The sequence below is a fragment of the Bacillus sp. ISL-46 genome, assembly GCF_018613205.1.
This window is the reverse complement of sequence record NZ_JAGGQR010000051.1, coordinates 1-23,788: the sequence shown is the minus strand read 5'-3', so window position 1 is coordinate 23,788 and position 23,788 is coordinate 1. Positions and strand designations below refer to the sequence as shown.

The window sequence follows — 23,788 nt, the reverse complement described above, 5'->3', positions numbered from 1 at the left end:
AGTGAATGCTCAAACAGAAAATACAAAAGAAACCAAGGAAAATAGTAATTCTGACAAGATGGAACTGATTTCACAACTTGAAAAACAAGTTTCCGTTTCAGTCTGGATTCAATTTATTGGTCAACTCATGGAGGCATTTTATTTATCTAAAATTATGTTGATTGATGAGGAAGCCCGATCGGATGCCAATGAAAGACAGATATTACTGGGAGCATGGATTCAAACCATGGGCCAATTTTTAGAAGGTTTTGGTACGACGAAACAATTATTAACGGATGAGGAACGGCTCACGTTGGAAGCTCAAGAAATCACCAATTTGGGAGATTGGTTACAATCCTTAGGGGTTGTATTAGAAGCAAACGCAGGTACGCAAATTATTCTGGAGGAAAAAAAGAATGAATTGGAACCGACCGAGGAGTTCTTGCCATAACTGTTATTTATTTGTTGAAGTTCGATGACTTAAATTGTTACATGGCTAAACAACTACATTGAAAAAAGGAATGGGTTGGAAATGAATCAATCGAGTATGCTCTTGTTTAATGAAAATGATAAAAGACGGATATTTCTGCGACCTCATGCTTTTTATCACCATTTTCACTATGGGAGACCACATTTCGGCACCCCTTTATTTGGTGGATTTATGGATGGATGGTTTAACCGCCCATTTTTCTCTCCATATGGTTACAGTTCCCCTTATTATGGATATGGTTATCCTGGATATTATCCTTATTATTAGTTTAATGTCTTTTTTAACTGCCAGGTGCAAGAAATTATAGTTGAAGATGGGGTTGCGGCTGCAACTCCTTTTCTAATGCCACTAACGGCAGTTTAGTTTATTAAGATATCTTCCATTTGTTTAATTGAGTGCCAGCTCATGTTATAATGAGTAACTTAGGATCATTACTACTTTTACTTAGAAGTGAACGGATGCCAAGAAAAGCCTCCGCCTAGTGATAAAATTTGGAGGTGTAATTGAATGAACAAACGATGGACGATTGGTAAAATTAAAGAATTCGTTGAGAACCATTCGGAAAGCAAGTTGCTGACGACGGAATATCAAGGTTTTTCGCAAAAGTTACTATTTACATGTGCATGTGGCAGCAACTTTGAAAAAACATTTACGAAATTTAAAAATAATAACCAACGTAAATGTGACGTGTGCCAACCTCCAAAAGAGACACGATAACGTATATCGAATAAACGAAGTGCCAATTTCTATTAAAGAGAAGTTGGCACTATTTTTATTTTATAGGGGAATAAAAGTGGATTTAGTTTGTAAGTTTTTCATTAAGATAATATTTAAAAAAACGGTATGGAAAGACTACTTAAAATGGATATAAATTGCCGTTGATTGGAAAAAATATAGATATTATCCCTTTTTAAATCGAAGGTCCTATTCTAAATGAACTGTCTATCGACTACCCGACTATTTCTCTATTTACAATCTTCATATTCAATTAATAAATCCCATTTATAATCAAATCCGTGGTTAAGAAATGTAATCTGAGAGGGGAATATGAAGCATGACAAATGAGAGATCTTTGGACGAATTAATTAGGAAGTTTAACGAACAAAATTTGAAAAAGAATATTGATCGCCGCAGCTTTCTTCATGGAGCCGGCAAGATTGCAGGGCTGTCCCTAGGGTTGGCTATTGCTCAATCAATGGGAGGATTTAAAGTAGATGCTGCTCCGAATTTCAGCGAATATCCTTTTACTCTTGGTGTTGCTTCTGGCGATCCGCAATCTGACAGTGTCGTTTTATGGACAAGGTTAGCTCCGGATCCGTTAAATGGCGGAGGAATGCCCTCTCATATCGTTCCCGTCAATTGGGAGCTTGCAACAGATGAAAACTTCCGCAGCGTTATCAAACGAGGAACAGAACATGCTTCTCCTGCCCTCGCTCATTCTGTCCATGTAGAAGTGAGCGGCCTGAAGGCGAATACGGTTTATTATTACCGTTTCAAGACCGGAAATGAACTAAGCCCTGTTGGAAAAACAAAAACCCTTCCGGCAGCAGGTGCCAGCGTAGCAAGTATGACGTTCGCATTCGCTTCCTGCCAGCAGTATGAACACGGGTATTATACTGCGTACAAGCATATGGCGAAAGAGGATCTCGATCTTGTGTTCCACGTTGGCGATTACATATATGAATACGGTACGAACGAGTATCTTTCGCCAACGGGCAATGTCCGTGCCCACAAAGGCGATGAAATTATCGCGCTTGAAGATTACCGCACTCGCCATGCCCAATATCGTTCAGATGAACATCTAAAGGCTGCACACGCTGCATTCCCGTGGGTTGTTACATGGGATGACCATGAAGTGGAAAACAACTACGCAAATGTCATTCCAGAAAAAGACCAGTCTGTTGAAGAGTTTATCAAGCGCCGTGCCGCTGCATACCAGGCTTATTACGAGCACATGCCGCTTCGCAGGTCGTCATTGCCGCACGATGGAGGCATGCAATTATACAGGGATTTCACGTATGGTGATTTGGCGAACTTCTATGTTCTTGATACACGCCAGTACCGTGATGACCAGGCGAATGGTGATGGAACGAAAGCTCATACACCGGAATCCTTGGATCCAAAGCGCACTCTTCTTGGAACAGAACAAGAAAAATGGCTGCTTGGCAATCTAGGAAACTCGAAATCCCATTGGAACGTCCTTGCCCAGCAGATTTTCTTTGCGCAGCGCAAATCTGGAAGCAGCACGGCTCCGAAATACAGCATGGATTCATGGGATGGCTATCCGGCCGCACGAGAGCGCGTTACGGATTTCGTAGCTGGACATAACATCAACAACGTGATCGTTATTACAGGAGATGTCCATGCAAGCTGGGCTTCTAACCTGACAACGGATTACAACAATCCAGACGCTCCGATTTTTGGAGCAGAGTTTGTGGGAACATCGATTACTACAGGAGGAAACGGATCGGATTGGCGTGCAGACACAGCCAAATCTTTAGCGGACAACCCGCACATCAAATTCTTTAATAATTACCGCGGTTACGTTCGCTGCCAGGTCACTCCGCAACAATGGCGTGCAGATTACCGTGTCGTTCCATTCGTAACTGAGCCGGGAGCAGATATTTCAACAAGAGCGTCATTTGTTTATGAGAAAGACCAGAAAGGGATAAAGGAAATAGCAGCCACCACGGTGCCTATGGGTATCCAATTGTCTGCAGAAGTGGAAGAAGACCGCCACAAAGCCCACGCACGAGCGCATGAAATCCAAATGGAGAAAAAGCGCAAACGCGAAGCCGTTCCTAATTAAATAAGATAATACCTGTAGAACAGCAGGCGTTTCATACGAAGGATACAAAATAGAATGGTCTATTTTGTATCCTTTTTATTTGGAGGCATAATATCGTAGTTATTCTTAGAGTACAAGGATTCAAACTTTGAAATAAGAAATTTTTACGGTATAGATTCAAAGATAGTAAAAGAATGGGGTTTTTATTGCACCTGTCAGTTGAAGAGAAAATAGTAATAATTTTAAGCTTTTTGGTAAACTTTAAAATAAAAACTGTTGAAATTGGGTGTTCCTATTGCGTGTTGTACTGTGCCTAACTCTGGTACTTTGCTGCTGGAAATTTGGAGATATAAAAAATTGGAGAAACTATTACCCCACTATTTTATACCTAATTGTAAATAATTTATTATATAGCTTCTTTGTTAACGGAAAATATTTTCTATGGAAGTTGGAACCTGATTTTTTATTAAACCATACCCTTTCAGTATTAATTCAAACTTTCATCATTTTTCCATGTATCGTCATACTATTTTTGTCCTATTTACCTAAAAATCGGAAGAATCAAATAATGTATTTAATAATATCGGCAGTAATTCTAGTTTGTATCGAAGGTATAATGTTTATTGGTGGAAAAATCACCTATCATAACGGGTGGAACTTCTGGTGGTCAATCGCCTTTAATTTCGTGTGGGTTATTATGTTGAGATTTCATTACCTTAAGCCGATTCCAGCTTGGTTGGTTTCTTTTTTATTTACAGCTTTTTTTGTCATTTATTTTCATGTTCCGTTTCCTTAACACAAGTAAACAACGAAAAAAGATTTTTATCGTTGATTTCAGACTTTAAAAAAATTTAATACCTAATCACACCGAACTTATTGTAGGTGCATAACATGCCTATATGTAACTGCACCTGTTAAACCCTCAACATATATAGGTCCATACAAGGACTGCAACAAAGCAAAGGAAAATATACCTCATCAAAATGTACATCAACCGTATCAACAGCCCCAACATATTCCACAGTACCCACAAACACCATACGCTCCTCAGTATCAGCGATATTGGTGATAGCAGAGAGACCATTACAACTATAACTGGGACGAAGACCGCTTTGAATCTTAAAGGGGTCTTTGTAAGTTTATATAGATGGGCTGGTCTAACTAATGATTTAGTTAGACTTTTTTGCGATGGGCATACCCCTACTCAAGTTTACTGGTATAAGAGAGTGATAGTTTGGCAATAATGATGATAGTTACATATTCGAGGGGGTTATGAGGGTGAAAGAGAATAGGTTGTTATTGTCAGAGTTTGCGAGTGAGGAAGGTTTTGAGCTTAACAGCTATCTTACCAGTTTGTTTGAATATTTTTCTAGTTTGACAAAAAATGAAGGTACGAAGATCGAGCCAACTCCTTGATTTGTGAGGAGTGGCTTTTTTTGTGTGTTCATTTTACTGTGTTGGGGGTTGAGAATGGGGTTTCAGGCATTTACTGGCAACCAGTGGATTCATTCAATGGTTTACTGTCGACTTTTTTCACTTTACTTTCCACTTTTGATTTTTACTGTCCACTTCTATCTACTTACTGTCCACTTTCCCATATTTACTGTCCACTCCCTCCATTCAACCTCAAACTCCCCAAAAAGCCAGGCGATAGACTGGCTCTGGTAACTTTTATTTCTACTTTTTCAATTGGACTAGCCTAATTTCAAGACTTAAAACCATTAAGTTACCTTTTTAAATAAAAACACAGCCAACTTTTTACCCTAAGAAAAATTTATCGGCCACTTTCAGGATTTATCGGCCGCTTTTCGATTTTATCGGCTACTTTAAGCATTTTATCGGCCACTTGTCTTTTTCCTGCTCCAAACCTCCTAGAAAACCCACTAAAAACTAAAAATCCAGGTGTTCAGCCTGGATCAGGTTAATTTCTTTCCTTTTTCGTAGCGGACCAGCCTAAATTCAAAACCTAAAACCATTAAAGTTACCTTTTTAAATTAAAACCCTGCCACCGCCTGAAATTTGGTGTCAGGCACCACGATATGCCGCTAAAATTTTATTATTTGATTGCCGCAAAAAATTAGTGTGTGGGGATTTCTTCGCAAACAATTTCTCGGTTGCGGACGCTATCATGGGTTCATTTTTCAAAAATGTGTTTTGGATTGAGGCTTGCCTTCCTCTTTGGGTGAGTTTTTGGGTATAATAGAGGAATATGGATTTTTTGGAGGGGGTTGTGGCTTTGGAGTCGACGCCTGCAAGTGAACGGATTGAGCTTTTTGGAGATCAGGTGCGGGAATTGCTGCACCCGACGGTGACGGAGGATGCGAAGCTGGTTCAGAAGGGTTTGATGCTGTACCGGCAAGGGCTGGTGAAGCAGTTACAGATATGGAATGAGCAGATTACTGCGACGGTCCAGGATGTGACGCCTTGTTATGTGAAGTTGAATTTTGAGTTTTTGTCGCAGAGTGAGTGCTCGTGTCCGACTGAGGGGTTTTGTCGGCATCAGATGGCGGTGTTTTTGAGTGCTTATTCTCGGGTTGGCAGTGTGGCGGATTGGGTCGCTGAATGGCGGGAGCCGATGCGTGAGTCGAAGGCGGTTTCGGACTGGGGGCTGCAGACGGCGAAGGATTTGATTAAGGCGAATGGGGTGTCGAAGCCGGATTATGGGCGGTGGGTTCATTCGTTTGAGGTGAGTTTTGATACGCTGTTGGCGACGAAGAAGTATACGAGCCCGTATGTGATTCCGGAGTTGTTTGGGATTTATGAGCGCCGGATTCATGCGAGTGCGCCGGTTGAGCAGGAATGGCGCTTGCTGTATGAGTTGGTTGGGATTGTGGTTTCGTTTCGGAAGCTGGCTCGGCTGAGTGAGCAGCTCGGGCATGATGAGGATATGGTGAAGCGGGCTTATTTGCATTTGTTCCATAATTTGATGGATGATGCGGAGGAGCTCTCGATGAAGATTGGCGTGCAGTCGCTTCCGTTTGATTTTGATGAGTTTGTCGATAAGTTACGGGAGGATACGTTTGAGCTGTTGACGTGTACGCAGGGGTTGGCGTATGAGCGGATTTTCTTGTATCGGTTGTTGTGGATTCATTTTTTCAAGAAGAAGGCGTGGCGTGAGGAAGAGTTGGTGAAGATTCAGGCTCGGATGAAGGGGCTGCAGGATTGGGAGAGCCCTGCCCCGCTGCTGCTCGCTGGGATTCATTTGAATTTCTTGCTTGGGGATGATGAGGCTGCGTTGAAGTTGACAGGTCCGTTTGGCGATGAGGAGATTGCACCTTATTTGGTGTATTGGATTGAGTATTTGTCGGGGCTGAAGGCGTGGAAGCGTGTTGGCCCGGTGATTGAGTTGTTTTTGCAAAAGGTGAAGGGCTATTTGGAGTGGCTCGGCGGGTATCATAGTTGTGCGACGTTTGTGCGGAATGCGCTTCGGGCGGTGGCGCCTTATTGTGCGGAGAGTGACCGGGTGGATTTATATGAGCGGGCGATGCTTTCGATGCTGCCGTATAGTTTTGGGGATTATGAGTTTGTGTTGTTTGAGCGCGGGCAGTATGAGCGCTGGGGTGAGCTGCAGGCGTTTGTGGGCTTGGATTATTATGAGTTGCCGAAGGACCGTTTGAAGCTTGTGGAGAAGGAGCGTCCTGAGGTGCTGTTGGCGATGCTGCATCAGACGGCGCAGCGTGAGATTGATCAGAAGAACCGAGCGAGTTACCGGATGGCGGTACGGCATTTGAAGAAGCTGCGGACGTTGTATAAGAAGCTGAAACGGGTCGATGACTGGGAGTATTTCTTGGATACGTTGATGGAGCGGACGAAACGTCTGCGGGCGTTTCATGAGGAGTGTAAGCGGAGTAAGTTGATTGAGGGTTGATGGATTTTTCTTAATAGAGCAAAAGGTGCCAATTCTCGTGGCACCTTTTATTTTTGTTATTTTTAGCAGGGGCGGTGGTGCTGGTTCGTTCGAATGTAAATTTGAACTGGGATGGTTACTGTTGAAGCAGGCTTAGTAACAATAACGAATGTATGTTTTGGGCTATGGCCTGATAGGTAATCTCAAATTCTGCATGGTCCCCTTCTGCATGGCTGACGGGAATGCTAATTCCGAGGGAGTCACTGGTGAAATAGCTAAATGTGTCGGACTGATTTTCGGTACCAATATTGTCGAGTGAATCGGCGTTTGTGAGCATGTTTAGTAGGTCGCTTGGGTGTATGCTGTTCAGGATGCCTTGGTGTTCAGGCTTCATGGATTTGGCGTTTTGCTTGAGATTTCCGACGAAGTTTTCATCGATATTGATCATGTCTTTTAATTGTAGAATAGTTCCCGTTTCGATGTCGATATTGGTTGTATAGTAATGATTATTGGGATGGGCTGCACCGTTCATGTACCCCACTCCTGTGTATTGAATGCTCAGCAGGCTGGGACTTTTGGATTTGATTTCATAATTGATTTCGAGGGTTAGGTCTTGAACCTCGGGCAGGTAATAGTTTAGTACTTTGATGGCTTCTTTTTTTAAAAGTTGATTAATGGTTTTCTCCTTTTGCTGATCGCTTGATTTCGTGAGTTGGGGATAGTTTATTTTGATGTTGTTTTCTGTGTAGTTTGTTTTTGTTATTTCGTAGGGATTACTGGATGGACCTGGATTGTTAGGGCTACTATTGTTGTCGGGTTTTTCGGCGGGTTTTACGCCGGGGTTGGTGTCAGGTTTTTCGGCGGAACCGGGCTTGGCATCGGGTTTATCAGTGGGTTTTTCGTTTGGATTTTCAGTTGATGGCTCCGGTTGTGGATCACCATTCGTTTTCGAATTATTCCCTTGGCTGCAGGAGGTTAACAACAGAAGTAAAAATATTAATAGCGTTATATTGAGATTCTTCTTTCCCATATACGATCTCCTCGTTTTATGTCCTTAATAGATACAATAAAAAATCATAGCTGAAGCTTCCATTGGTGGGTCCAGATGAAACTAGATTTCGCCATCAATTATATGTGATTTATTCGTTTTATGTTACTACTGGCGGTTTCCTTTCTCAGGTCATTGTCTTTCCGATTCTGGAGAACCAGCACTTATTAGGGGACGGATCCCTGCCGGGGACTACTTTTAAGTTACCTTTTGTAACAACAAACCACGTACGAATATACTACTTAAGGAATAACTTCAATCCTCGCCCTCCTCTAACCACACTTTTTTGGGTATAATAGAGGATATGGATTTTTATGGAGTAATTTAGATTTCACTTATGAGATTTTTTGGAGTTAATTTTGGTGTATTTTAGTGTAATTTTTGGTGTCATTTATGGTGTCAGGCACCGCTCGTGGACACTTTAGTTATTTTGTCCATACGGAGCGGACATTTAGTTAGAATTAGCTAGGTTGACTGGTATTGTGGCTTGTTTATTTTTAGGTGAAATTTGTTTTGTGCCATTTTGGATGGTTTTGTGCCATTTTAATAAGTTTTTGTGCCATTTCAGGGGGCTTTTGTGCCATTTTTAAGGGGTTTTGTGCAATTAGACATTTTCTGGAAATTAACAACTAGTAAATAGCTTTGATGTTTGTGAAATTATGCATTTTCCGGAGATTTCCATCTAACTTTGTTCTCTCCCCCAATAAAGGAGTTTTGGATCGATGCTTAAAACAAGGTTTATGAAATTGCTGACAACTAAATTAGGGGAAGGTCGCTTTCTTCTTACTGCAGAGGATGAACGAGGTCATGTGATGAGCCCGTTTAGATGGAAGAATCTCGTTTTCAGCAGTCATGAGGAAAGCTTCTTTGGTACGCTCCTTGAGACGGATACGGTGAACGACGTCGAGGGTGTGGTGGTGAGCGGCTGGCATCTGGTTTCACTTTTTGCCAAGGAGTCGTTTAATCGATATATCGAATGGGATTGGAATGAGCAATCTGAGATTTGTCTGGCGGCCGCCCATTCGCTGTATGAGGGCATCGTTGAGAAGGATTGGCTGCCGGACTTTTCGGTCTGGGAGCACGGGGATTTCCGTTGGAAGCTTCCTGAACGCGTGAAGGATGAGTTTGACCCATCGTTTTGGGAACAAAGGATTGAGGAGTCTGAGCCCGCCATCGACGAACTGATAGGCCATGAGCTTGGGACGACCAAAAACTATATCTCAGACTTGTACAATGATGCCCTCGATGGCTACTTAACGCGGAATTCTGCGATGAAGGAGTTATTCGGGCCGAAGCTTGATTTGCTCCGGAAGCAAAATATTTCCGGCGGTGAGCTCGCTCGCTATTTTGATGAGGAAAGCTGGCTGGAATGGGTCGGAATTAAGGAAAGCGACACACCTTTTACGATTGGGCTGCGCTTAGATGAGCCGGTTGATGGCGAAGGTGCCTGGAGTCTGGATCTATTTATACGAGGAAAGAAAAATGTCGATGAGGTTTATGATGTGGATGGGACCACCAAAATCCCAGCGAAGTGGCGTCCATTTTTAGAAAAAGTTGACCGCGAGCGGGAGCGCTGGATGCGATTGATTCCGTGGTTGGGTGAAGACGGTTATTTCAAAACGCATCTGAGCGAGGAAGAAGCATGGATGTTTTTGACGGAGGCGAGTGAGACGCTGGTGGCGTTGGATGTCGAAATCCTTCTCCCTTCCTGGTGGCAGGCGATGAAAAATGCTAATCTGAAAGTGAAGGCATCGCTGAAGGGTGGCTCGAGTCACCGGCCGTCATTCGTCGGGCTTCAGGCTATGCTTGATTTTAACTGGCGCTTTTCGATGAATGGTGTCGACTTGTCCGAAGATGAGTTTGGGAAACTTGTCGAGGAAAAAAGACGGCTTGTCTTCATTCGCGGCCGTTGGGTAAAGCTTGACCCGCAGTTTATTCGACAAATACAGGATATGATGAAACGTGCTGAAAAAGAAGGCCTGCATGTCCGCGATTTGCTGGAACAGGAATTGCTGGAGTCGGATACTGCTGAAGATGAACTGGACAATCCAAAGGCATTTGCGAAGATTCAAATTGAGTTAAACCGTCAATGGAAGCAAATGATCAAACAGCTGTCGGAAGTCCACGAAATTCCGCTTGAGGACGTGCCTCCTGGGTTGCAGGGTGAGCTTCGTCCTTACCAGCAGCTCGGCATGAGCTGGCTCTGGTTCTTGCGCCAGTACGGATTTGGTGCCTGCCTCGCCGATGACATGGGTCTCGGTAAAACCGTCCAGCTGATCTCTTACCTTTTAAAGGTGAAAGATGTGGTCGGGGATGAATTGGCTGTGGTGCCTGACACCCAAACTGAGGCGAAAAAACGCCGCAAGAAGGATGAGGATGCGGCTGCAGTTAAAGTTCCAACCAAGGCTGCGTTGATTATTTGCCCAACTTCTGTGCTTGGAAACTGGCAGAAGGAGCTAGAGCGCTTTGCACCGGAGATGAAGGTGTATTTGCATTACGGGTCGAACCGTCTGAAAGAGGAAGCTTTTGCGGAGAAGGCAAAAGATGCCGATATTGTTTTGACTTCGTATGGCCTGAGCCACATCGATTTGGAGGAGTTTGAATCACTGATTTGGAGCTCGATTGCGATTGATGAGGCGCAAAACATTAAGAATGCCCAGACTAAGCAATCAAAGGCGGTTCGAAAATTGCGTGGCCGCCATCACATTGCACTGACAGGAACTCCGATGGAAAACCGCTTATCGGAATTGTGGTCTATTTTTGATTTTACCAATCATGGCTATCTGGGCAGCTTGGGGCATTTCCAGAAAAAGTTCGTCATTCCGATTGAAAAAGATGAGAAGAAAGACAAGGTTCAACAGCTGCAATCGTTGATACGGCCGTTCTTGCTGCGTCGCACGAAAAAGGATGAAGAGGTTGCCCTTAACCTTCCTGACAAGCTGGAGCAAAAGGAATATTGCCCGCTCACCGCTGAGCAGGCGTCGTTGTATGAACAGCTCATCCATGACACGTTTGCAGAAATTGAAAAATTGTCAGGCTTTGAGCGCAAGGGGTTAATTTTACAAATGTTAAGTAGATTGAAGCAGTTGTGCAACCACCCTGCCCTCTATCTGAAGGAAAAAGCTGCTGGGCGCGAGCTGCTGGAGCGTTCGAATAAGCTTGAGAAACTTGTCGAATTAATTGATGCCGTTTTGGAACAGGGTGAAAGCTGTCTGATTTTCACCCAATATATCGAGATGGGCGAAATGATTCGGAGCACATTGAAGAAGAAATTTGGCATCGAGGTGCCGTTCTTGAACGGAAGTGTGCCGAAAGTGAAGCGTGACGAGATGATTGAGCGGTTCCAGAATCAAGAGTTTCCGGTGTTCCTGCTGTCATTGAAAGCTGGTGGAACCGGGTTGAATCTGACGGCGGCCAATCACGTCATCCACTACGACCGCTGGTGGAACCCGGCTGTGGAGAACCAGGCCACCGACCGTGCCTACCGGATCGGTCAATCGCGCTTCGTTCATGTGCACAAGATGATCTGTACGGGTACCCTCGAGGAGAAAATCGATGCGATGCTAGAGAAGAAGCAATTCTTGAATGATCAGATTATCCAGAGTGAGAACTGGATTACCGAGTTATCTACGGATGAGCTGAAAGACTTGGTTTATCTGGGGTAATGTGGTTTTTCGTGTAATGATGGTGTCTGTGATGGTAATGGTGTCAGGCACCATCGTGTAAACCTAAAAAACATACAATGAAAAAATGCTCAGAGATTACCACTCTGAGCGTTTTTTCGTTGTTCCACTTATAGTCCCCCGTTTGTTGAGAGGCGCCTCTTTTTGAAGGAATATTCCTAAATTAGGATTTGCAATTTATAAATTTACTGTGTAATGGGAGGAAAAAGCTAAATACAACAAAATACAACGGTATTGAAAAGAAAAAGCTCCAGCCATGTGGCTTGATATAACCTACTTTTCTCATTCCCCATTCCAATAGAGTAGCAATTATGGTAAATATAATGACAATTATCCATTTATTTGTTTTCTTAAAATAGTTTAAAAAAATAACGGAAAGAGAGGAAGGAATTAAGCTGTAACTTATAAACTCTCCTATTCCCGTGATATTTGGGTTACCAAAATCAACAAGGTCGAACATTTTTGCAAATAAGGAATCACCAATCCAAGCAAAATAACCAATTACTCCAAATGTAATATAAAGAACTCTCCAACCGATCTCTTTTTTGGGCATAAAAAGAGCATATAAAAACAATAGCAAACCTACACTGATCGGCAGCCAATTTCCTTGAGCATGTAAATCTAAATTCTTACTCAATGAACTCAAACTAATCACCTCTTATTTACTTTCTCCAAATTTATTGTGATTATTTCAAGTATTGTCCCTCATCATTTAGACCATACTCTGTTATTTTTCAGTATAATTTTGCTATTTCGGCTATTTTGTAACCGCTTTTATGTGAATTGATTCACATGTATAATAGGTTTATAAGGAATCCAATAACCCATTCCAGGGAGGAATCATGATGCTTACTAATTTTTTGTTTGAACTCAAAAACTGGTTGCTTGGCGAGCCAATGGATGAAATCCACGAATTCGAACGATTAGAATCAAAACATACCAGGGTTCACCACGATGAATATATTTACGAAATTATCCGGGTCCATTAATCCATTTTATACGTCAAAGAAGCCTTCAACTTAGAGGGCTTCTTTTTTTCGAATGAGACGAAAGAAATTCAGCTAGCATAGCCTCAAAAAAAGAAAGCAAACTAAAATCGTGGGGTGCTGAAATAGTTGCAGCCTTAAAGGAATAACTAAATGGGTGGTGAAAAAATGGCTAAAAATAAGAATAACCAATTTAAGAAACATAATACGGCTCTACCAAAAGCCGATTTAGAATTTGCGGAAGAACGAGGAAATGGCTTTGAAAAAGTCGCATTAAAAGCCCAAAAGAGTCATAATAAGTAACCATAACGGGACAGTTATCCTATCCCGCCTGTTGTTCTAGTGGAGCGTTTCTGTTCTATTCAGGAACGCTTTTTACTAGCTACTTTATTCATGTGATATATGTAGGATTTGATAAATTACTCCGCTCATTTCTTTTACACTGCTTACATCGTTTAAATAATAAAACACATCGTACTTCCATTTATCGGGATTATAAATAACTAGATACTCTGTATTATCAATCGTTGGAATATCTTTTCCTATTTTATCTTTTAAGTTATTTAGACTTTCTTGTGGTGGTATGTCTCTTGTGATTTGGAAAAGATATTTATTCTCTTTGATTTTCGATGTCGTTGTATCAATTAGTGGAATTCCGACATTTACTCGCTGCCATCCAAAAGAGTTGATTATATTGTCATAATAACCATTAAATAAGAACTTGTTTAGCCCGTTGCTGCCGTTCCAAAGGTATAATGGACAATAACTATTTTGTAAATTATTATGGATTCCTTTTTCAGTTATCAAATAGAGTTTAAATTTAAGATCCTCAAATCCGTCTGTTTTATGACCATTATTCCTTACTCTGTCCTTGATTATGTTCATATCATAATCACTTGGTAATGTAATTTTGTATTGTGTGGCTATCATTTAATCAATTCCTCCTTTTGAGTCCTTGAGAATCACTGGCATTTATTTTTGTAGTGAGGGCATAAAAGAATTTTTGTGGTTCATCGAGGCGGAGATGCGCTTTGGTGACTTTTTTCTTAAACCCATAGATGAACCTCGCTTCGACAGGATGATAAAATTCCACTTCAAATGTGGGTTTTTCTTTGAAAAAATCAGCAAGGACGGCGTCAAAAACTTGTTTTGATTCGTCTTTTGTTAATGTTTCGGGGCCATGATAATAATGGATGCTTTTAATTTCCTCAAGCGGAACGATTAACTGTTTGATGAGCCCGACCTGGACGTACAATTGTTGGTCGGTGATCATAATCGGGCAATGCCGAATTGCTTGGATTTCTGCCAGAAAGAATAATAAGGTAAACACATTTAATACCAGAGCGATAGTGGAGACTAGCGGACTCCACTAGTGAAGGAGAAAATGAAAACCTACCGATTCCAAAACCAGTGCGTGGATCAGCATGACGTAAAGCGTGATGGTGCCCGTATTTTTTATGATAGGTGTAAATAAGCTCATTAGGTATCATCGGTTTTTTCCGCCAAGAAAATAGGCTGAAATAATAAATGGTCATATCGGAGAAAAAGATTTCTCGTACCGGAGATGGTTGTAGATGCTGTTCCCATGCTTGTTTCATTCGATATGGAAAGGTTGGAATTTTGCTTTCGTTTTTGCGGTAGCTTTTGATGATTTTTGGAAACGAAGTAAATAGCTTAATCACGACATAAAGCTCTAGCAGGAAAAAGGCTGCCTCACCCGTGAATAAGATATATTTTACAAAGGGGTAAGCTGACAGGAGACCGTGCGGAATAATCAGTACCGCAGCGCCATATCCTGCAATCATGACAGGGAGTATATATTTAAGCGAGTAACGCTTTCTTAGGATAAAGAAGTACACGAGTAAAGGTATGGTAATGATGAAATCAAATAGGGATCCTAAGGAGAGGACGACAGTAAACCAGAGCCATTTATTTTTCGAAAGAGATATCATTGTTACCTCCGGAAGACCTTGATACTGTCATTTTAACATAAATATCCAATTAATTAGATTGTAAAGTACTCTAAAATTGTGAAAAATATCAATAAATTTTAGAAATAACTTCTGTAATAATATAACATTACTCCAAGGGTAATGATGGTATAAGCCATGGAGGTAAGGAAAACAACATTCGGTGAAAACTCATACTTTTGCTGGTCAACTTTGATCCCAGTGGTGCCTTGAACTGTCATATCTAAATATCTTGAAGTGTGCCCGCCTTTTGACGTAAAGAACCAAATGATAACGGTGGAAGCTAATCCAATAAAGAATGAATAATCAATGAATTTTGTATGGGTATAATACGTTATGCCATAACTCAATCCTGTTAAAACTAAAAACGTAATCATGATGGTAATTAGTCTTTTCATTATTGTTAACTCCCCTTTTAAAATACCTATCTCTATATACGGATTTATCGCAAAAATGTTCCAATTATTGGTTTTTTTAATATTAGTTCCATGTTCACAGAGGTACAGAACCATTATCCAGGCTTAACCAAAAGAAGGACCCATATGGTCACCGTGATTACTCTTTTATCCCCAGCACACGAATCCGCTTATAATCCGCGATCCACTCACCGTTGCGGAATAAAACTTCTCTTGAGTTCTCTTCCACTCTCGTGATGATTAACTCTTTGGTTTCGGTTGTCACGCCTTCGAACATGCTTGTGGCGAACATCTCGATCCAGTTTCTTAAGCCTTGCTCTCCAGATAAAGGGGTCGGCCGATCAAAATGTTGGGCGTGGGTGACCCGAAATCCTACTTGTTCCATCATGGATGTGTATTCGCCAATGCTTGGGTAATACCAAGGGAGCTGCTCTGATTTATACGTGATTCCCTGTTCGCCTAACTGATTAATAATTGCGTCGATAATTTTCTGGACGTTGCCTTTCCCGCCGAATTCAGCGACAAATCTGCCCCCAGGGTTTAAGGCATTATAAATGGACTGTAGAGCCTGTTTCGGGGTTTTAATCCAATGAAGTGTAGCATTAGAGAAAACTGCATCAAACTCGTTAGTGTACCCCATGTTCACAGCGTCCTGTACCTTGAAGGTGAGACCCGGGTACTTTTTTTGTGCTTGCTGGATCATGTTTTCGGATTTATCAATCCCAATAATATCGACTCCCAGTTGATTCAGTTGGTTGGCTAGATCCCCTGTTCCGCAGCCAAGATCAAGAATCTTTTCTCCTGACTTCGGTGCTAACAATTGGACCAAATCCCCTCCAAATTGAGAAACAAAAGAATGCTTCTTATCATATAAATTGGCATTCCAACTATCTTCCTTAACCCTATTAGCCATTTTTTATCACAACCCCTTTTAGATACTCTATTAAATAATTATAACAAAGGGATGTGAAAAATACCTGTATGGTGTCCTCACCGGAAGGACAGGTGTCCACAGATGGTGCCTGACACCATTTTTGTGACACCATTATTATTTCTCGGCGGTTTTTCTAATGAGGGACATTAGGATGCGCACGATTAAAAAGGCGGCTGCGATGGATGCAAAGCTATGTAGTGAGGTCCAGGACTTTTTATATTTGATTAATTTTGTGTTTTTTTCGAGCCAAGATTCAACAAGTGTCGATGGTAGTGTAAATAAGAGGCACTTAAATAAGATTCCATATATGCCTGAATTTCTAGTTACTTGATTGAAATAAATGCAGCTGATTGGGAAAATGAGATAGCTAAATAGAACACTTATGTCAAAGCTTTTAGATAGGTTAACTGGGTATTTTAAATATCCTTTTTTTACCAATAAATTATCTAGAATGGTAGCAATATAGCTCTTCAATAGGAAAATAATTAGCCAGTCCTTTAAAGGCGGCTTTCGAATTAAGTTAAAGAACGTACCGATCCCAAAACAAATAAAAACCTTAAGATGTTTTTTTCAAACTGATTTCGTGTTTTCTTCACCCCTCAAGCATGTCGCCTTAGTTTAACCAATAAGGCTGAAAAAAAAGTACTGCATTTATTATTGTTACTTTAAACTCTCTCCATTTACCGCAAGAGCGACTTTTTGCTTTGGATGGTAAATGAAGGTTCTCCATTTACCGCTGGAGCGGATTTTTGCTTTGGACGGTAAATGAAACGGCTCTCCATTTACCGCTGGAGCAGATTTTTGCTTTGGATGGTAAATGAAACGACTCTCCATTTACCGCTGGAGCAGATTTTTGCTTTGGATGGTAAATGAAACGACTCTCCATTTACCGCCAGTGCAGCTTTCGCTTTGACACGGTAAATGTAAGCATAGAAATAAGGCCAATCTCAGTAGTGAGATTGACCTGTCCACACCACCCGGACAAAAAGGTGCATTTGTCCACGGGCGGTGCCTGACACCAATGATGGCACTAAAGATGGAACCATAGGTAATTTAAAAGTCAAAGTTGTCGGGGTCTGGGCCGACGCGGTGGTTTTGGTTTAGGTTGTTGATTTGGTCTACGTCTTCTTGTGTTAGCTCAAAGTCGAATACTTGTGAGTTTTCGATGACTCGGTGTTCTTTTGTTGATTTTGGGATGGTGACGACGCCGTTTTGCAGATCCCAGCGCAGGATGATTTGGGCGACTGTTTTCTTGTATTTTGTGGCGATTGCTGCCAATCCTTCATTGTCTAACAATTGGCCTTGCATTAATGGCGACCAGGCTTCCATCTGAATTCCCTGTTCGCGGCAGAACGCTTGGACTTCCTTTTGGGTTAAGCGCGGATGGTATTCGACTTGGTTTACCATCGGCTTGACCTCTGTATCTTTCATCAGGTCTACAAGCTGGTGCACTTGGAAATTGCTTACCCCAATTGCACGTACACGCCCTTCTTTATAAAGCGTTTCTAATGCTCTCCACGCCTCCTTGTATTTCCCAGCCACAGGCCAATGAATCAGATAGAGGTCCAGGTACTCTAAACCTAGTTTATCTAGGCTTGTTTGATACGCTGCTAATGTGGATTCGTAGCCGAGGTCAGCATTCCAAACCTTGGATGTGACAAATAAATCTTCTCTAGCGATGCCTGATTCCTTAATCCCTTGTCCGACACCCTCTTCGTTTTCATAGATGGCCGCTGTATCAATGCTGCGGTAGCCATGTTGGATCGCCGTTTTCACCGCGTTCACGAGCTCCGGTCCTTCCTCTACTTTAAAGACGCCAAGGCCGAACCAAGGCATTTTTACTCCATTATTTAATGTAGTTGTACTTTGTAGGTTGTTATTCATTGATATAGCCCTCCATTTTTTTTAAGTTGAATTACGCAAATGCCCTTCTCAGGAGGACATTTGTGTTTTAGTGGTGCCTGACACCACTGCTGTTGCAGTTGATTGATCTCTCCGTTCCAACGCTCGACTCCATCCTGTTAGGATGGCTGCTGCGAGGACCATTAAGGCTCCGATCCATGTGGTGTGGATGAGGCCAAGTGTGTCGGTGATGGTGCCGCCTAGGTAGGAACCGATGGCGATTCCGGCGTTGAAGGCGGCGATGTTGAGTGCGGATGCGACATCGACGGCACTCGGGACGTAGCGCTCCGCAAGGATGACGACGTATACTTGCAGTCCTGGTACGTTCATAAAGGCGAGTAAGCCCATAAAGATAATCGTGATGAGGCCCGCGATTTTGAATTGTGCGGTGAACATCAAGACGAACAGGACCACGGCCTGGACGATAAACATATAAAATAGGGATCCAATCGGATTGCGGTTCGAGAGCTTTCCGCCCACCATGTTGCCAATGGCGATCGCCAATCCGTAGGCTAGTAAAATTATTGCAATCGAGCCTTCTTTAAAGCCGGTTATTTCCTGTAGTAATGGTGACAAATAAGTAAAGACAACAAATGTGCCGCCATACCCCAGTGCCGTGATTGTGAATAGAAGTAAGAGGCGGCCATTGGTCAGGAGCTTGAACTGGTCTCGAACGCTGGTCTGGGTTCCTTTTTTCAAAAAAGAAGGTATTAAGACCCAGTTGGCGATGAAGCCGATGATGCCCACGGCGATGATGATGACGAAGGCGAGTCTCCAGCCATATTGTTGGCCAATGAATGTTCCGAATGGAACGCCCGTGACGGTGGCGACGGTGAGGCCGGAGAACATGATCGATATGGCGCTCGCGCGGCGGTTGGCCGGGACGAGGTCGGCGGCGATGGTGGAGCCGATCGACATGAAGACGCCGTGCGACAGCGCGGAAATCACGCGGGCCCCGAGTAGGACGCTGATGGTTGTTGCGCTTGCGGCGATGCTGTTACCGATGATGAAGATGATCATGATCCAAAGTAATAAGGTTTTTCGTGACATTCTCGATGTCAGTGATGTTAGGACGGGTGCTCCGAATGTGACCCCGAGGGCGTATAGGGAGACGGTTAGTCCGGCCGTTGTGACGGGAATGTGTAAATCGTTTGCAATGAGTGGCAGCAGGCCGACGCTGATAAATTCGGTGGTTCCGATCGCGAAGGCGCTGACGGCTAGGGCCAGTAGTGCCAGTGTGCTTTGCTGTTTATTTAAAGGCATGAATTTTCCTCCTCATTTGTGTAGGTTTATTTAAAAGGGTATGATTGTTTTCATCCGGCAAATGTTATTATGGGGTATATGAGGAATTATCGGAAGTACGCACTTTAAAGTGATATAGGTACCTTTGGGTGCGGTAGGTACTTTTCGGTGCCTGTCTGAATGAGGAGGAAGATGTGTAATGGAGAAGAAGAAATACAATATATCGGTGGAAGCGACGCTTGAGGTGATTGGGGGGAAATGGAAGTGTGTAATTCTCTGCCATTTGACGCATGGGAAAAAGCGGACGAGTGAATTGAAGCGGTTGATGCCGAATATTACGCAGAAGATGTTGACCCAGCAGCTGCGCGAATTGGAGGAGGATGGCGTGATTAATCGGATTATTTATAATCAGATTCCGCCGAAGGTCGAGTATGAGCTGAGTGAGTATGGCCGGAGCTTGGAGGGGATTCTAAATTCGCTTTGTACATGGGGGGAGAATCATATTACGAGGGTTTACGGGGATAAGTTTTCTGTGCTTGAAGAAAGTGTTTTGAATGATCATCTTAAATAGATGGTGGTATGGGTGTCAGGCACCGTTTGTGATGTACGTCCACTGCCAATAGTGTTTTTGGTGTCAGGCACCATTTGTGATATGAGTCCAGTCATTGGAAAGCTTTAGAGTAACCGTATCGCGATTCTCGCCCACTAGATTTACATTTGATTTTACAAAAATCGGCTGCAAAATATAGGTTCCAGCAGGTATGTTTACATCGCCCCCGCCATTTTTCGCAACGGTATTTATGGCCTTTTGGAAAGCATTTGTATCATCGGTTACTCCATCACCTTTTGCCCCATAATTCTTCACACTGGACCCCGAGGGATTGTTCACCTGTTTCGTAACGATATAGAATGAAAGGAGCGTTAGTGATAATAAAATTAATAGAGTCACTTTTTTCATTTTACGCTCCTTTTTTATAGGGATTTTTTACGACTTATGCCTGCTTTTTATGATTGTATAAATGGCCGGTCTTTTAGATGGTCGGTCTGCTCCATCATGTGAACGTAAAACAGGTCGTAACGGATCCAGCGGAGCGGGAATTTAAACGCAAGTTCGTTTTTCTTGTCGTAGACGAGAACGTGCTTTTTGTTGTATTCTACCTTTTTGATTTCGTGCATTCCGATCGCATGCTGTTTAGAACCGTCCTTCATCACTAGCTGCTGGCCGACGACTTGGATCGCTCTTTTCTTATTTCTTGTAAGTTCGTATAGACACATTGCGCCACCGATCACAGTTAGTCCAATCAAGAAAGGAATCGAGTCTTCTGAAAATCCTCCAATAGCCTCTCTAATCCAGTTTATCACCGCCAGGCTGAGGAAAAACCAGGCGCCTTTGCTGAGACGTGGCGAACTTTCAAAATAGACACTGGTTTCATGTTCTTGCTGTTCCTCTGCCCTTCTTTTGAAAAAGGCGGCTTTGTGTTCTTCGATGCTGGCAGAATCCCATTCATCAAAATTAGTGTAGCTGCCATCCCATATTTCGGCCGTATCGTCGCCATCCTCGAGCGCATAGCCGCCAGCCCAGCCCGCATATCGGGTCCCGATATGCATGAAACTCAGTAAGTAATATCGGATCGGCTGCCCATAGGTGTTTTCTGTTTCGACTTTATCGATGATCTGAATGTCTTCCGGAAAACGAATGATTCCTTCTTCTTCCTCTGGCAAGTTGATAATCGTCGAAAAAAGCCTAGATTTCGCCAAATGGGGCTGCTTTCCTTCAGCGATTGGATACAGATGCTCTAGATTTCTTTCCTTCAACTCCCAATAAACGATTTCTGCACTTTCGATCTGATTTGCAGCCTCTACTAATGTTTTCTGATCATATGGAAGGTTTTTGGCGATAGATATGATTAGCGCTTCTGTTTTAATAGACGGATCACGGAAAGCCATTGCCTGCTCCAGCTCGGCGCCTATGTCAGATGAATAATAATATTCCATTAAGTTAATTAATAATCGCATTCTCGAACGAAGAGCAAAATAGCTAACCTTCCATGCAGAATACACATATTTGCTTGTAAAATCGGAATCATATTTCAAGTAAGCTTGTTTCTCTGCCTGATAATCTTCAAGCAGGATCGGGAGGATTACCTCTTTTTTATAGCCTTGCTCGAAGCCGGAGGAGTTTAGCGATAATAACAAATCATAGAGCATGAATTTATAGTGTTTGCTATTTAGTTTTTCGAGTGTTTTATCAAGAATTCCCTTGATCAGCATCGGATACGCTTCAAGTTCCTTCACTGGAATAAAAAAATCCTCTGTCTGGATTAACCCTATAATTTTTTCTTCAAGCACGTAGAAAATCTCTTCATCTTCTGTTGCTAGCAACATTAAAATCGCCAGCTCTTTTGCCTGTAAATCGAGACCGTCGAAATGCTTTATGAGTCCCTCCACCACTTCCGGCATGGGAAAATCACAGACAAAGTCAATGAGATAAAAGGATGGGTTGTCCCAATTTTCCTCACGCTCTGGAAAGTTGGATGCAGCCGTCTTGATCATATCCTTTAATACATCGATATGAACCTCGAGTCCTTCTTGAAATTTATATTGAGCAAGCTGTTGTAGTGCCTCAAGTCTTTTTTGCAGACTTTCGCTTTTTACCCGTTTTAAAATCGAACGCAGCTTTAATTCAATCATCGATCCCCATCCCTATCTCAATCTTCTAATTTGTGACCCTATTAAATTATTTTATTTCATAACCAGCAAATCAGCAATGAGGACATTGGTCTTGGGGTGCTCAAAAAAGGAAAATGGACCAAAATTGTGTCGAAAAAAGACCTAACAGTGGATTGTTAGGTCTTTTTGGATGTTTGAAGTTATTGCCGGAATTAGTTTAAAACGATAACTTTCACGGTCTTTCTGCCCCATTGTAATGCTTTTGCTCTATTTGGGACTAATACGTCGATTTTATGGCCCTTAATCGCGCCGCCTGTGTCACCTGCGATGGCAACGCCATAACCTTCAACCCAGACTTTTTTTCCAAGTGGAATGACTCTCGGGTCAACGGCAATCAATTTCATATTCGGATTTTTACGAATGTTGTAGCCGAGTGCGGTAATGGAACCGGACTCTTCTGGGCTGTATGCTGTTGCGGTGACATACATCTCCTTACCACTTACCGTAGCAGTTGTTGTGATGTTTTCTGATGATGATGGCGCTGCTTTTGTTGTTTTTGCAGTTGTACGTGCTTTGGCCTCATCTTGGTCTTTTTTGATTTTCGCTTGAATATCCTTCATTTGTGACTCAACGCCGGCTTTTTCCTGTTCGGCTAGCGCCATTTGTTTAACGATTTGACTGAATTTTTGTTGCATTACGGTTAAGGTTTGTTGTCGTTTTTGCATGTTTTGATCAAGTAGAGCTTGTTGATTCGCAAGTTCCTCTTGGTCTTTTAATAAAATTTGTTCTTGTCTATCAATCTCTTTTTTATCATTTTCAATCTGTTGAAGGTCTTCCTTCTGGGCTCCTAAGATATCTTTATCCGCATCCATCAGGGCCGAAACGGCGCTCGCGCGTTGGATAAATTCTGAGATACTATCAGACTCGAAGAATAGGTTGATCATTACATTGACGTTATCATTTTGTTGAAGTGCGACGGCCCGCTGCTTCATAATCCCTTTACGTGCAAGGATTTTATCTTCTAGGACGACGATTTCTTGTTTCTTTTTTTCAATGAGTTGATTTGTTGCGTCTATTTTTTGCTGCGTTTTTGCCATTGTTTCTTTGTTCTTTGTAATATCGCTGTAAAGAGAGTTCAATTCTTGTTGAATTTTTTCTATCTCTTGATTAACAGTCTGCTTTTCTTGGGCTTTTTGCTCTACTATTCTTTGTTTCTGCTCCAGCTGTTGCTTGGCATTATGTAGGGCTTCACTGCTTGTTTGTGCATATGTAACCATAGACCCCGTTACTGATAGGATGATTGTAAGTAACACGAGAATGATACGCTTTTTTGTCGTTTGCATACGCTTTCTCCTTTCCTTAGTACTCTATTTATACCAGATGAATGTACCAGTAATGTTACAGAAATATTAAAAGTACATCACTTTTTGTCATATTACACGTGAAAGTGTCAATTCTGTGTCATAACAGTGTCCTCTTTTTGGGGTGAAATGTCAGTTGTGGGTGGGGTTTCTTGGCGGTGGAATTTTATTGGTGTCAGGCACCAGAGTAGTCATTTACCTGTGCCAGGCTGGACGCCTGGCTTTTTAGTGGGTTTGAGGATGGTTTGAGGAAGTGGACAGTAAACTATGAAAAGTGGACAGTAAATAACGGATGTAAATAAATGGGGTATCCCGAAATGCCTAAAAGGGTGGGAATTCAAGGCAAATGGAGCTGGTTTACCATACAAGTAGAGAAAATAAGCGTTTTGGCCTTCTGGCGTGGCGAGTCGTTGCTCTTTATTCCTAAAATAAAAAAAGGCTCCGAAAAATCTAAACTGTACCCGTTAGAGTA

Annotated in this window: 23 protein-coding genes; 10 read left to right on the top strand and 13 right to left on the bottom strand. The window is 42.3% G+C overall.

Going from position 1 to position 23,788, the window contains the following annotated elements; genetic code table 11:
- The first annotated feature begins 1 nt into the window (after position 1).
- The 6 genes from J7E67_RS23520 (at position 2) to J7E67_RS23500 (ending at position 7,125) form a co-directional block, all read left to right on the top strand.
- Complete coding sequence (locus J7E67_RS23520; RefSeq protein WP_214732919.1) at positions 2–430, top strand: hypothetical protein; 429 nt, start codon at positions 2–4, stop codon at positions 428–430.
- 546 nt (positions 431–976) lie between these two features.
- Entirely contained in the window at positions 977–1,186 is a 210-nt protein-coding gene (locus J7E67_RS23515) for a hypothetical protein (protein ID WP_214732918.1), read from the top strand.
- Between the two features lie 337 nt (positions 1,187–1,523).
- Entirely contained in the window at positions 1,524–3,278 is a 1,755-nt protein-coding gene (locus J7E67_RS23510; RefSeq protein WP_214732917.1) for an alkaline phosphatase D family protein, read from the top strand.
- 265 nt (positions 3,279–3,543) lie between these two features.
- Positions 3,544–4,053 carry a CBO0543 family protein gene (locus tag J7E67_RS32375; RefSeq protein WP_374223937.1) on the top strand — a complete coding sequence of 170 codons (510 nt, stop codon included), beginning with the start codon at positions 3,544–3,546 and terminating at the stop codon, positions 4,051–4,053.
- Between the two features lie 482 nt (positions 4,054–4,535).
- Complete coding sequence (locus tag J7E67_RS23505) at positions 4,536–4,673, top strand: hypothetical protein (RefSeq protein WP_168240856.1); 138 nt, start codon at positions 4,536–4,538, stop codon at positions 4,671–4,673.
- Positions 4,674–5,493: 820 nt separating this feature from the next.
- Complete coding sequence (locus tag J7E67_RS23500; RefSeq protein ID WP_251026950.1) at positions 5,494–7,125, top strand: SWIM zinc finger family protein; 1,632 nt, start codon at positions 5,494–5,496, stop codon at positions 7,123–7,125.
- Between the two features lie 115 nt (positions 7,126–7,240).
- Here J7E67_RS23500 and J7E67_RS23495 read toward each other — a convergent pair whose 3' ends face one another.
- Complete coding sequence (locus tag J7E67_RS23495; RefSeq protein WP_214732915.1) at positions 7,241–8,134, bottom strand: PdaC/SigV domain-containing protein; 894 nt, start codon at positions 8,132–8,134, stop codon at positions 7,241–7,243.
- A 740-nt stretch (positions 8,135–8,874) separates the two neighbouring features.
- Between J7E67_RS23495 and J7E67_RS23490 the strand changes: the two genes are divergently transcribed.
- The gene (locus tag J7E67_RS23490; protein ID WP_214732914.1) at positions 8,875–11,817 is read left to right on the top strand and encodes a DEAD/DEAH box helicase; all 2,943 of its coding nucleotides are present in this window, start codon (positions 8,875–8,877) and stop codon (positions 11,815–11,817) included.
- A gap of 181 nt (positions 11,818–11,998) precedes the next feature.
- Here the strand turns inward: J7E67_RS23490 and J7E67_RS23485 are convergent, their stop codons facing one another.
- Positions 11,999–12,481, bottom strand: coding sequence for a hypothetical protein (locus J7E67_RS23485; RefSeq protein ID WP_214717973.1), 483 nt, complete (start codon positions 12,479–12,481; stop codon positions 11,999–12,001).
- Between the two features lie 196 nt (positions 12,482–12,677).
- On the opposite strand from J7E67_RS23485, the gene J7E67_RS23480 reads away from it, so the two are divergent.
- Positions 12,678–12,824: a hypothetical protein gene (locus J7E67_RS23480; RefSeq protein ID WP_214732913.1), complete on the top strand. Its 147-nt coding sequence runs from the start codon at positions 12,678–12,680 to the stop codon at positions 12,822–12,824.
- A 165-nt stretch (positions 12,825–12,989) separates the two neighbouring features.
- Entirely contained in the window at positions 12,990–13,124 is a 135-nt protein-coding gene (locus tag J7E67_RS31920) for a hypothetical protein (RefSeq protein WP_285290737.1), read from the top strand.
- Between the two features lie 84 nt (positions 13,125–13,208).
- Here J7E67_RS31920 and J7E67_RS23475 read toward each other — a convergent pair whose 3' ends face one another.
- The 8 genes from J7E67_RS23475 to J7E67_RS23440 form a co-directional block, all read right to left on the bottom strand.
- A complete protein-coding gene (locus J7E67_RS23475; protein WP_214732912.1) occupies positions 13,209–13,751 on the bottom strand; it encodes a DUF4865 family protein in 543 nt (180 codons plus the stop codon).
- Positions 13,752–14,029: 278 nt separating this feature from the next.
- Positions 14,030–14,773 carry a hypothetical protein gene (locus J7E67_RS23470; RefSeq protein WP_251026949.1) on the bottom strand — a complete coding sequence of 248 codons (744 nt, stop codon included), beginning with the start codon at positions 14,771–14,773 and terminating at the stop codon, positions 14,030–14,032.
- Positions 14,774–14,871: 98 nt separating this feature from the next.
- Complete coding sequence (locus J7E67_RS23465; protein ID WP_214717967.1) at positions 14,872–15,189, bottom strand: hypothetical protein; 318 nt, start codon at positions 15,187–15,189, stop codon at positions 14,872–14,874.
- 157 nt (positions 15,190–15,346) lie between these two features.
- Positions 15,347–16,120, bottom strand: coding sequence for a class I SAM-dependent methyltransferase (locus J7E67_RS23460; RefSeq protein WP_214732911.1), 774 nt, complete (start codon positions 16,118–16,120; stop codon positions 15,347–15,349).
- Between the two features lie 135 nt (positions 16,121–16,255).
- Complete coding sequence (locus J7E67_RS31915) at positions 16,256–16,615, bottom strand: CBO0543 family protein (protein ID WP_285291938.1); 360 nt, start codon at positions 16,613–16,615, stop codon at positions 16,256–16,258.
- 186 nt (positions 16,616–16,801) lie between these two features.
- The gene (locus tag J7E67_RS23450) at positions 16,802–16,975 is read right to left on the bottom strand and encodes a hypothetical protein (RefSeq protein ID WP_214732909.1); all 174 of its coding nucleotides are present in this window, start codon (positions 16,973–16,975) and stop codon (positions 16,802–16,804) included.
- A gap of 219 nt (positions 16,976–17,194) precedes the next feature.
- A complete protein-coding gene (locus J7E67_RS23445; protein ID WP_214732908.1) occupies positions 17,195–18,025 on the bottom strand; it encodes an aldo/keto reductase in 831 nt (276 codons plus the stop codon).
- A gap of 48 nt (positions 18,026–18,073) precedes the next feature.
- Positions 18,074–19,306, bottom strand: a complete 1,233-nt coding sequence (locus J7E67_RS23440) for an MFS transporter (protein ID WP_214732907.1) — start codon at positions 19,304–19,306, stop codon at positions 18,074–18,076.
- A 178-nt stretch (positions 19,307–19,484) separates the two neighbouring features.
- Between J7E67_RS23440 and J7E67_RS23435 the strand changes: the two genes are divergently transcribed.
- On the top strand, positions 19,485–19,856 hold the full coding sequence (locus J7E67_RS23435) for a winged helix-turn-helix transcriptional regulator (RefSeq protein ID WP_214732906.1): 372 nt from the start codon (positions 19,485–19,487) through the stop codon (positions 19,854–19,856).
- Positions 19,857–19,919: 63 nt separating this feature from the next.
- On the opposite strand, the gene J7E67_RS23430 is transcribed toward J7E67_RS23435, so the two are convergent.
- The 3 genes from J7E67_RS23430 to J7E67_RS23420 form a co-directional block, all read right to left on the bottom strand.
- Positions 19,920–20,243, bottom strand: coding sequence for a glycosyl hydrolase family 28-related protein (locus J7E67_RS23430; RefSeq protein ID WP_214732905.1), 324 nt, complete (start codon positions 20,241–20,243; stop codon positions 19,920–19,922).
- Between the two features lie 47 nt (positions 20,244–20,290).
- Positions 20,291–21,976, bottom strand: a complete 1,686-nt coding sequence (locus J7E67_RS23425) for a hypothetical protein (RefSeq protein ID WP_214732904.1) — start codon at positions 21,974–21,976, stop codon at positions 20,291–20,293.
- Positions 21,977–22,167: 191 nt separating this feature from the next.
- Positions 22,168–23,298: a 3D domain-containing protein gene (locus tag J7E67_RS23420; RefSeq protein WP_214732903.1), complete on the bottom strand. Its 1,131-nt coding sequence runs from the start codon at positions 23,296–23,298 to the stop codon at positions 22,168–22,170.
- Positions 23,299–23,788: the final 490 nt, after the last annotated feature.

Coding starts and splice junctions, on each gene's coding strand:
- J7E67_RS23495 (WP_214732915.1), bottom strand. CDS start 8,134: ATGGGAAAGAAGAATCTCAATATAACGCTATTAATATTTTTACTTCTG.
- J7E67_RS23435 (WP_214732906.1), top strand. CDS start 19,485: ATGGAGAAGAAGAAATACAATATATCGGTGGAAGCGACGCTTGAGGTG.
- J7E67_RS23490 (WP_214732914.1), top strand. CDS start 8,875: ATGCTTAAAACAAGGTTTATGAAATTGCTGACAACTAAATTAGGGGAA.
- J7E67_RS23440 (WP_214732907.1), bottom strand. CDS start 19,306: ATGCCTTTAAATAAACAGCAAAGCACACTGGCACTACTGGCCCTAGCC.
- J7E67_RS23430 (WP_214732905.1), bottom strand. CDS start 20,243: ATGAAAAAAGTGACTCTATTAATTTTATTATCACTAACGCTCCTTTCA.
- J7E67_RS23445 (WP_214732908.1), bottom strand. CDS start 18,025: ATGAATAACAACCTACAAAGTACAACTACATTAAATAATGGAGTAAAA.
- J7E67_RS23425 (WP_214732904.1), bottom strand. CDS start 21,976: ATGATTGAATTAAAGCTGCGTTCGATTTTAAAACGGGTAAAAAGCGAA.
- J7E67_RS23480 (WP_214732913.1), top strand. CDS start 12,678: ATGATGCTTACTAATTTTTTGTTTGAACTCAAAAACTGGTTGCTTGGC.
- J7E67_RS23515 (WP_214732918.1), top strand. CDS start 977: ATGAACAAACGATGGACGATTGGTAAAATTAAAGAATTCGTTGAGAAC.
- J7E67_RS23475 (WP_214732912.1), bottom strand. CDS start 13,751: ATGATAGCCACACAATACAAAATTACATTACCAAGTGATTATGATATG.
- J7E67_RS23460 (WP_214732911.1), bottom strand. CDS start 16,120: ATGGCTAATAGGGTTAAGGAAGATAGTTGGAATGCCAATTTATATGAT.
- J7E67_RS23465 (WP_214717967.1), bottom strand. CDS start 15,189: ATGAAAAGACTAATTACCATCATGATTACGTTTTTAGTTTTAACAGGA.
- J7E67_RS23420 (WP_214732903.1), bottom strand. CDS start 23,298: ATGCAAACGACAAAAAAGCGTATCATTCTCGTGTTACTTACAATCATC.
- J7E67_RS23470 (WP_251026949.1), bottom strand. CDS start 14,773: ATGATATCTCTTTCGAAAAATAAATGGCTCTGGTTTACTGTCGTCCTC.
- J7E67_RS23510 (WP_214732917.1), top strand. CDS start 1,524: ATGACAAATGAGAGATCTTTGGACGAATTAATTAGGAAGTTTAACGAA.
- J7E67_RS23450 (WP_214732909.1), bottom strand. CDS start 16,975: ATGGAGAGTCGTTTCATTTACCATCCAAAGCAAAAATCTGCTCCAGCG.
- J7E67_RS31920 (WP_285290737.1), top strand. CDS start 12,990: ATGGCTAAAAATAAGAATAACCAATTTAAGAAACATAATACGGCTCTA.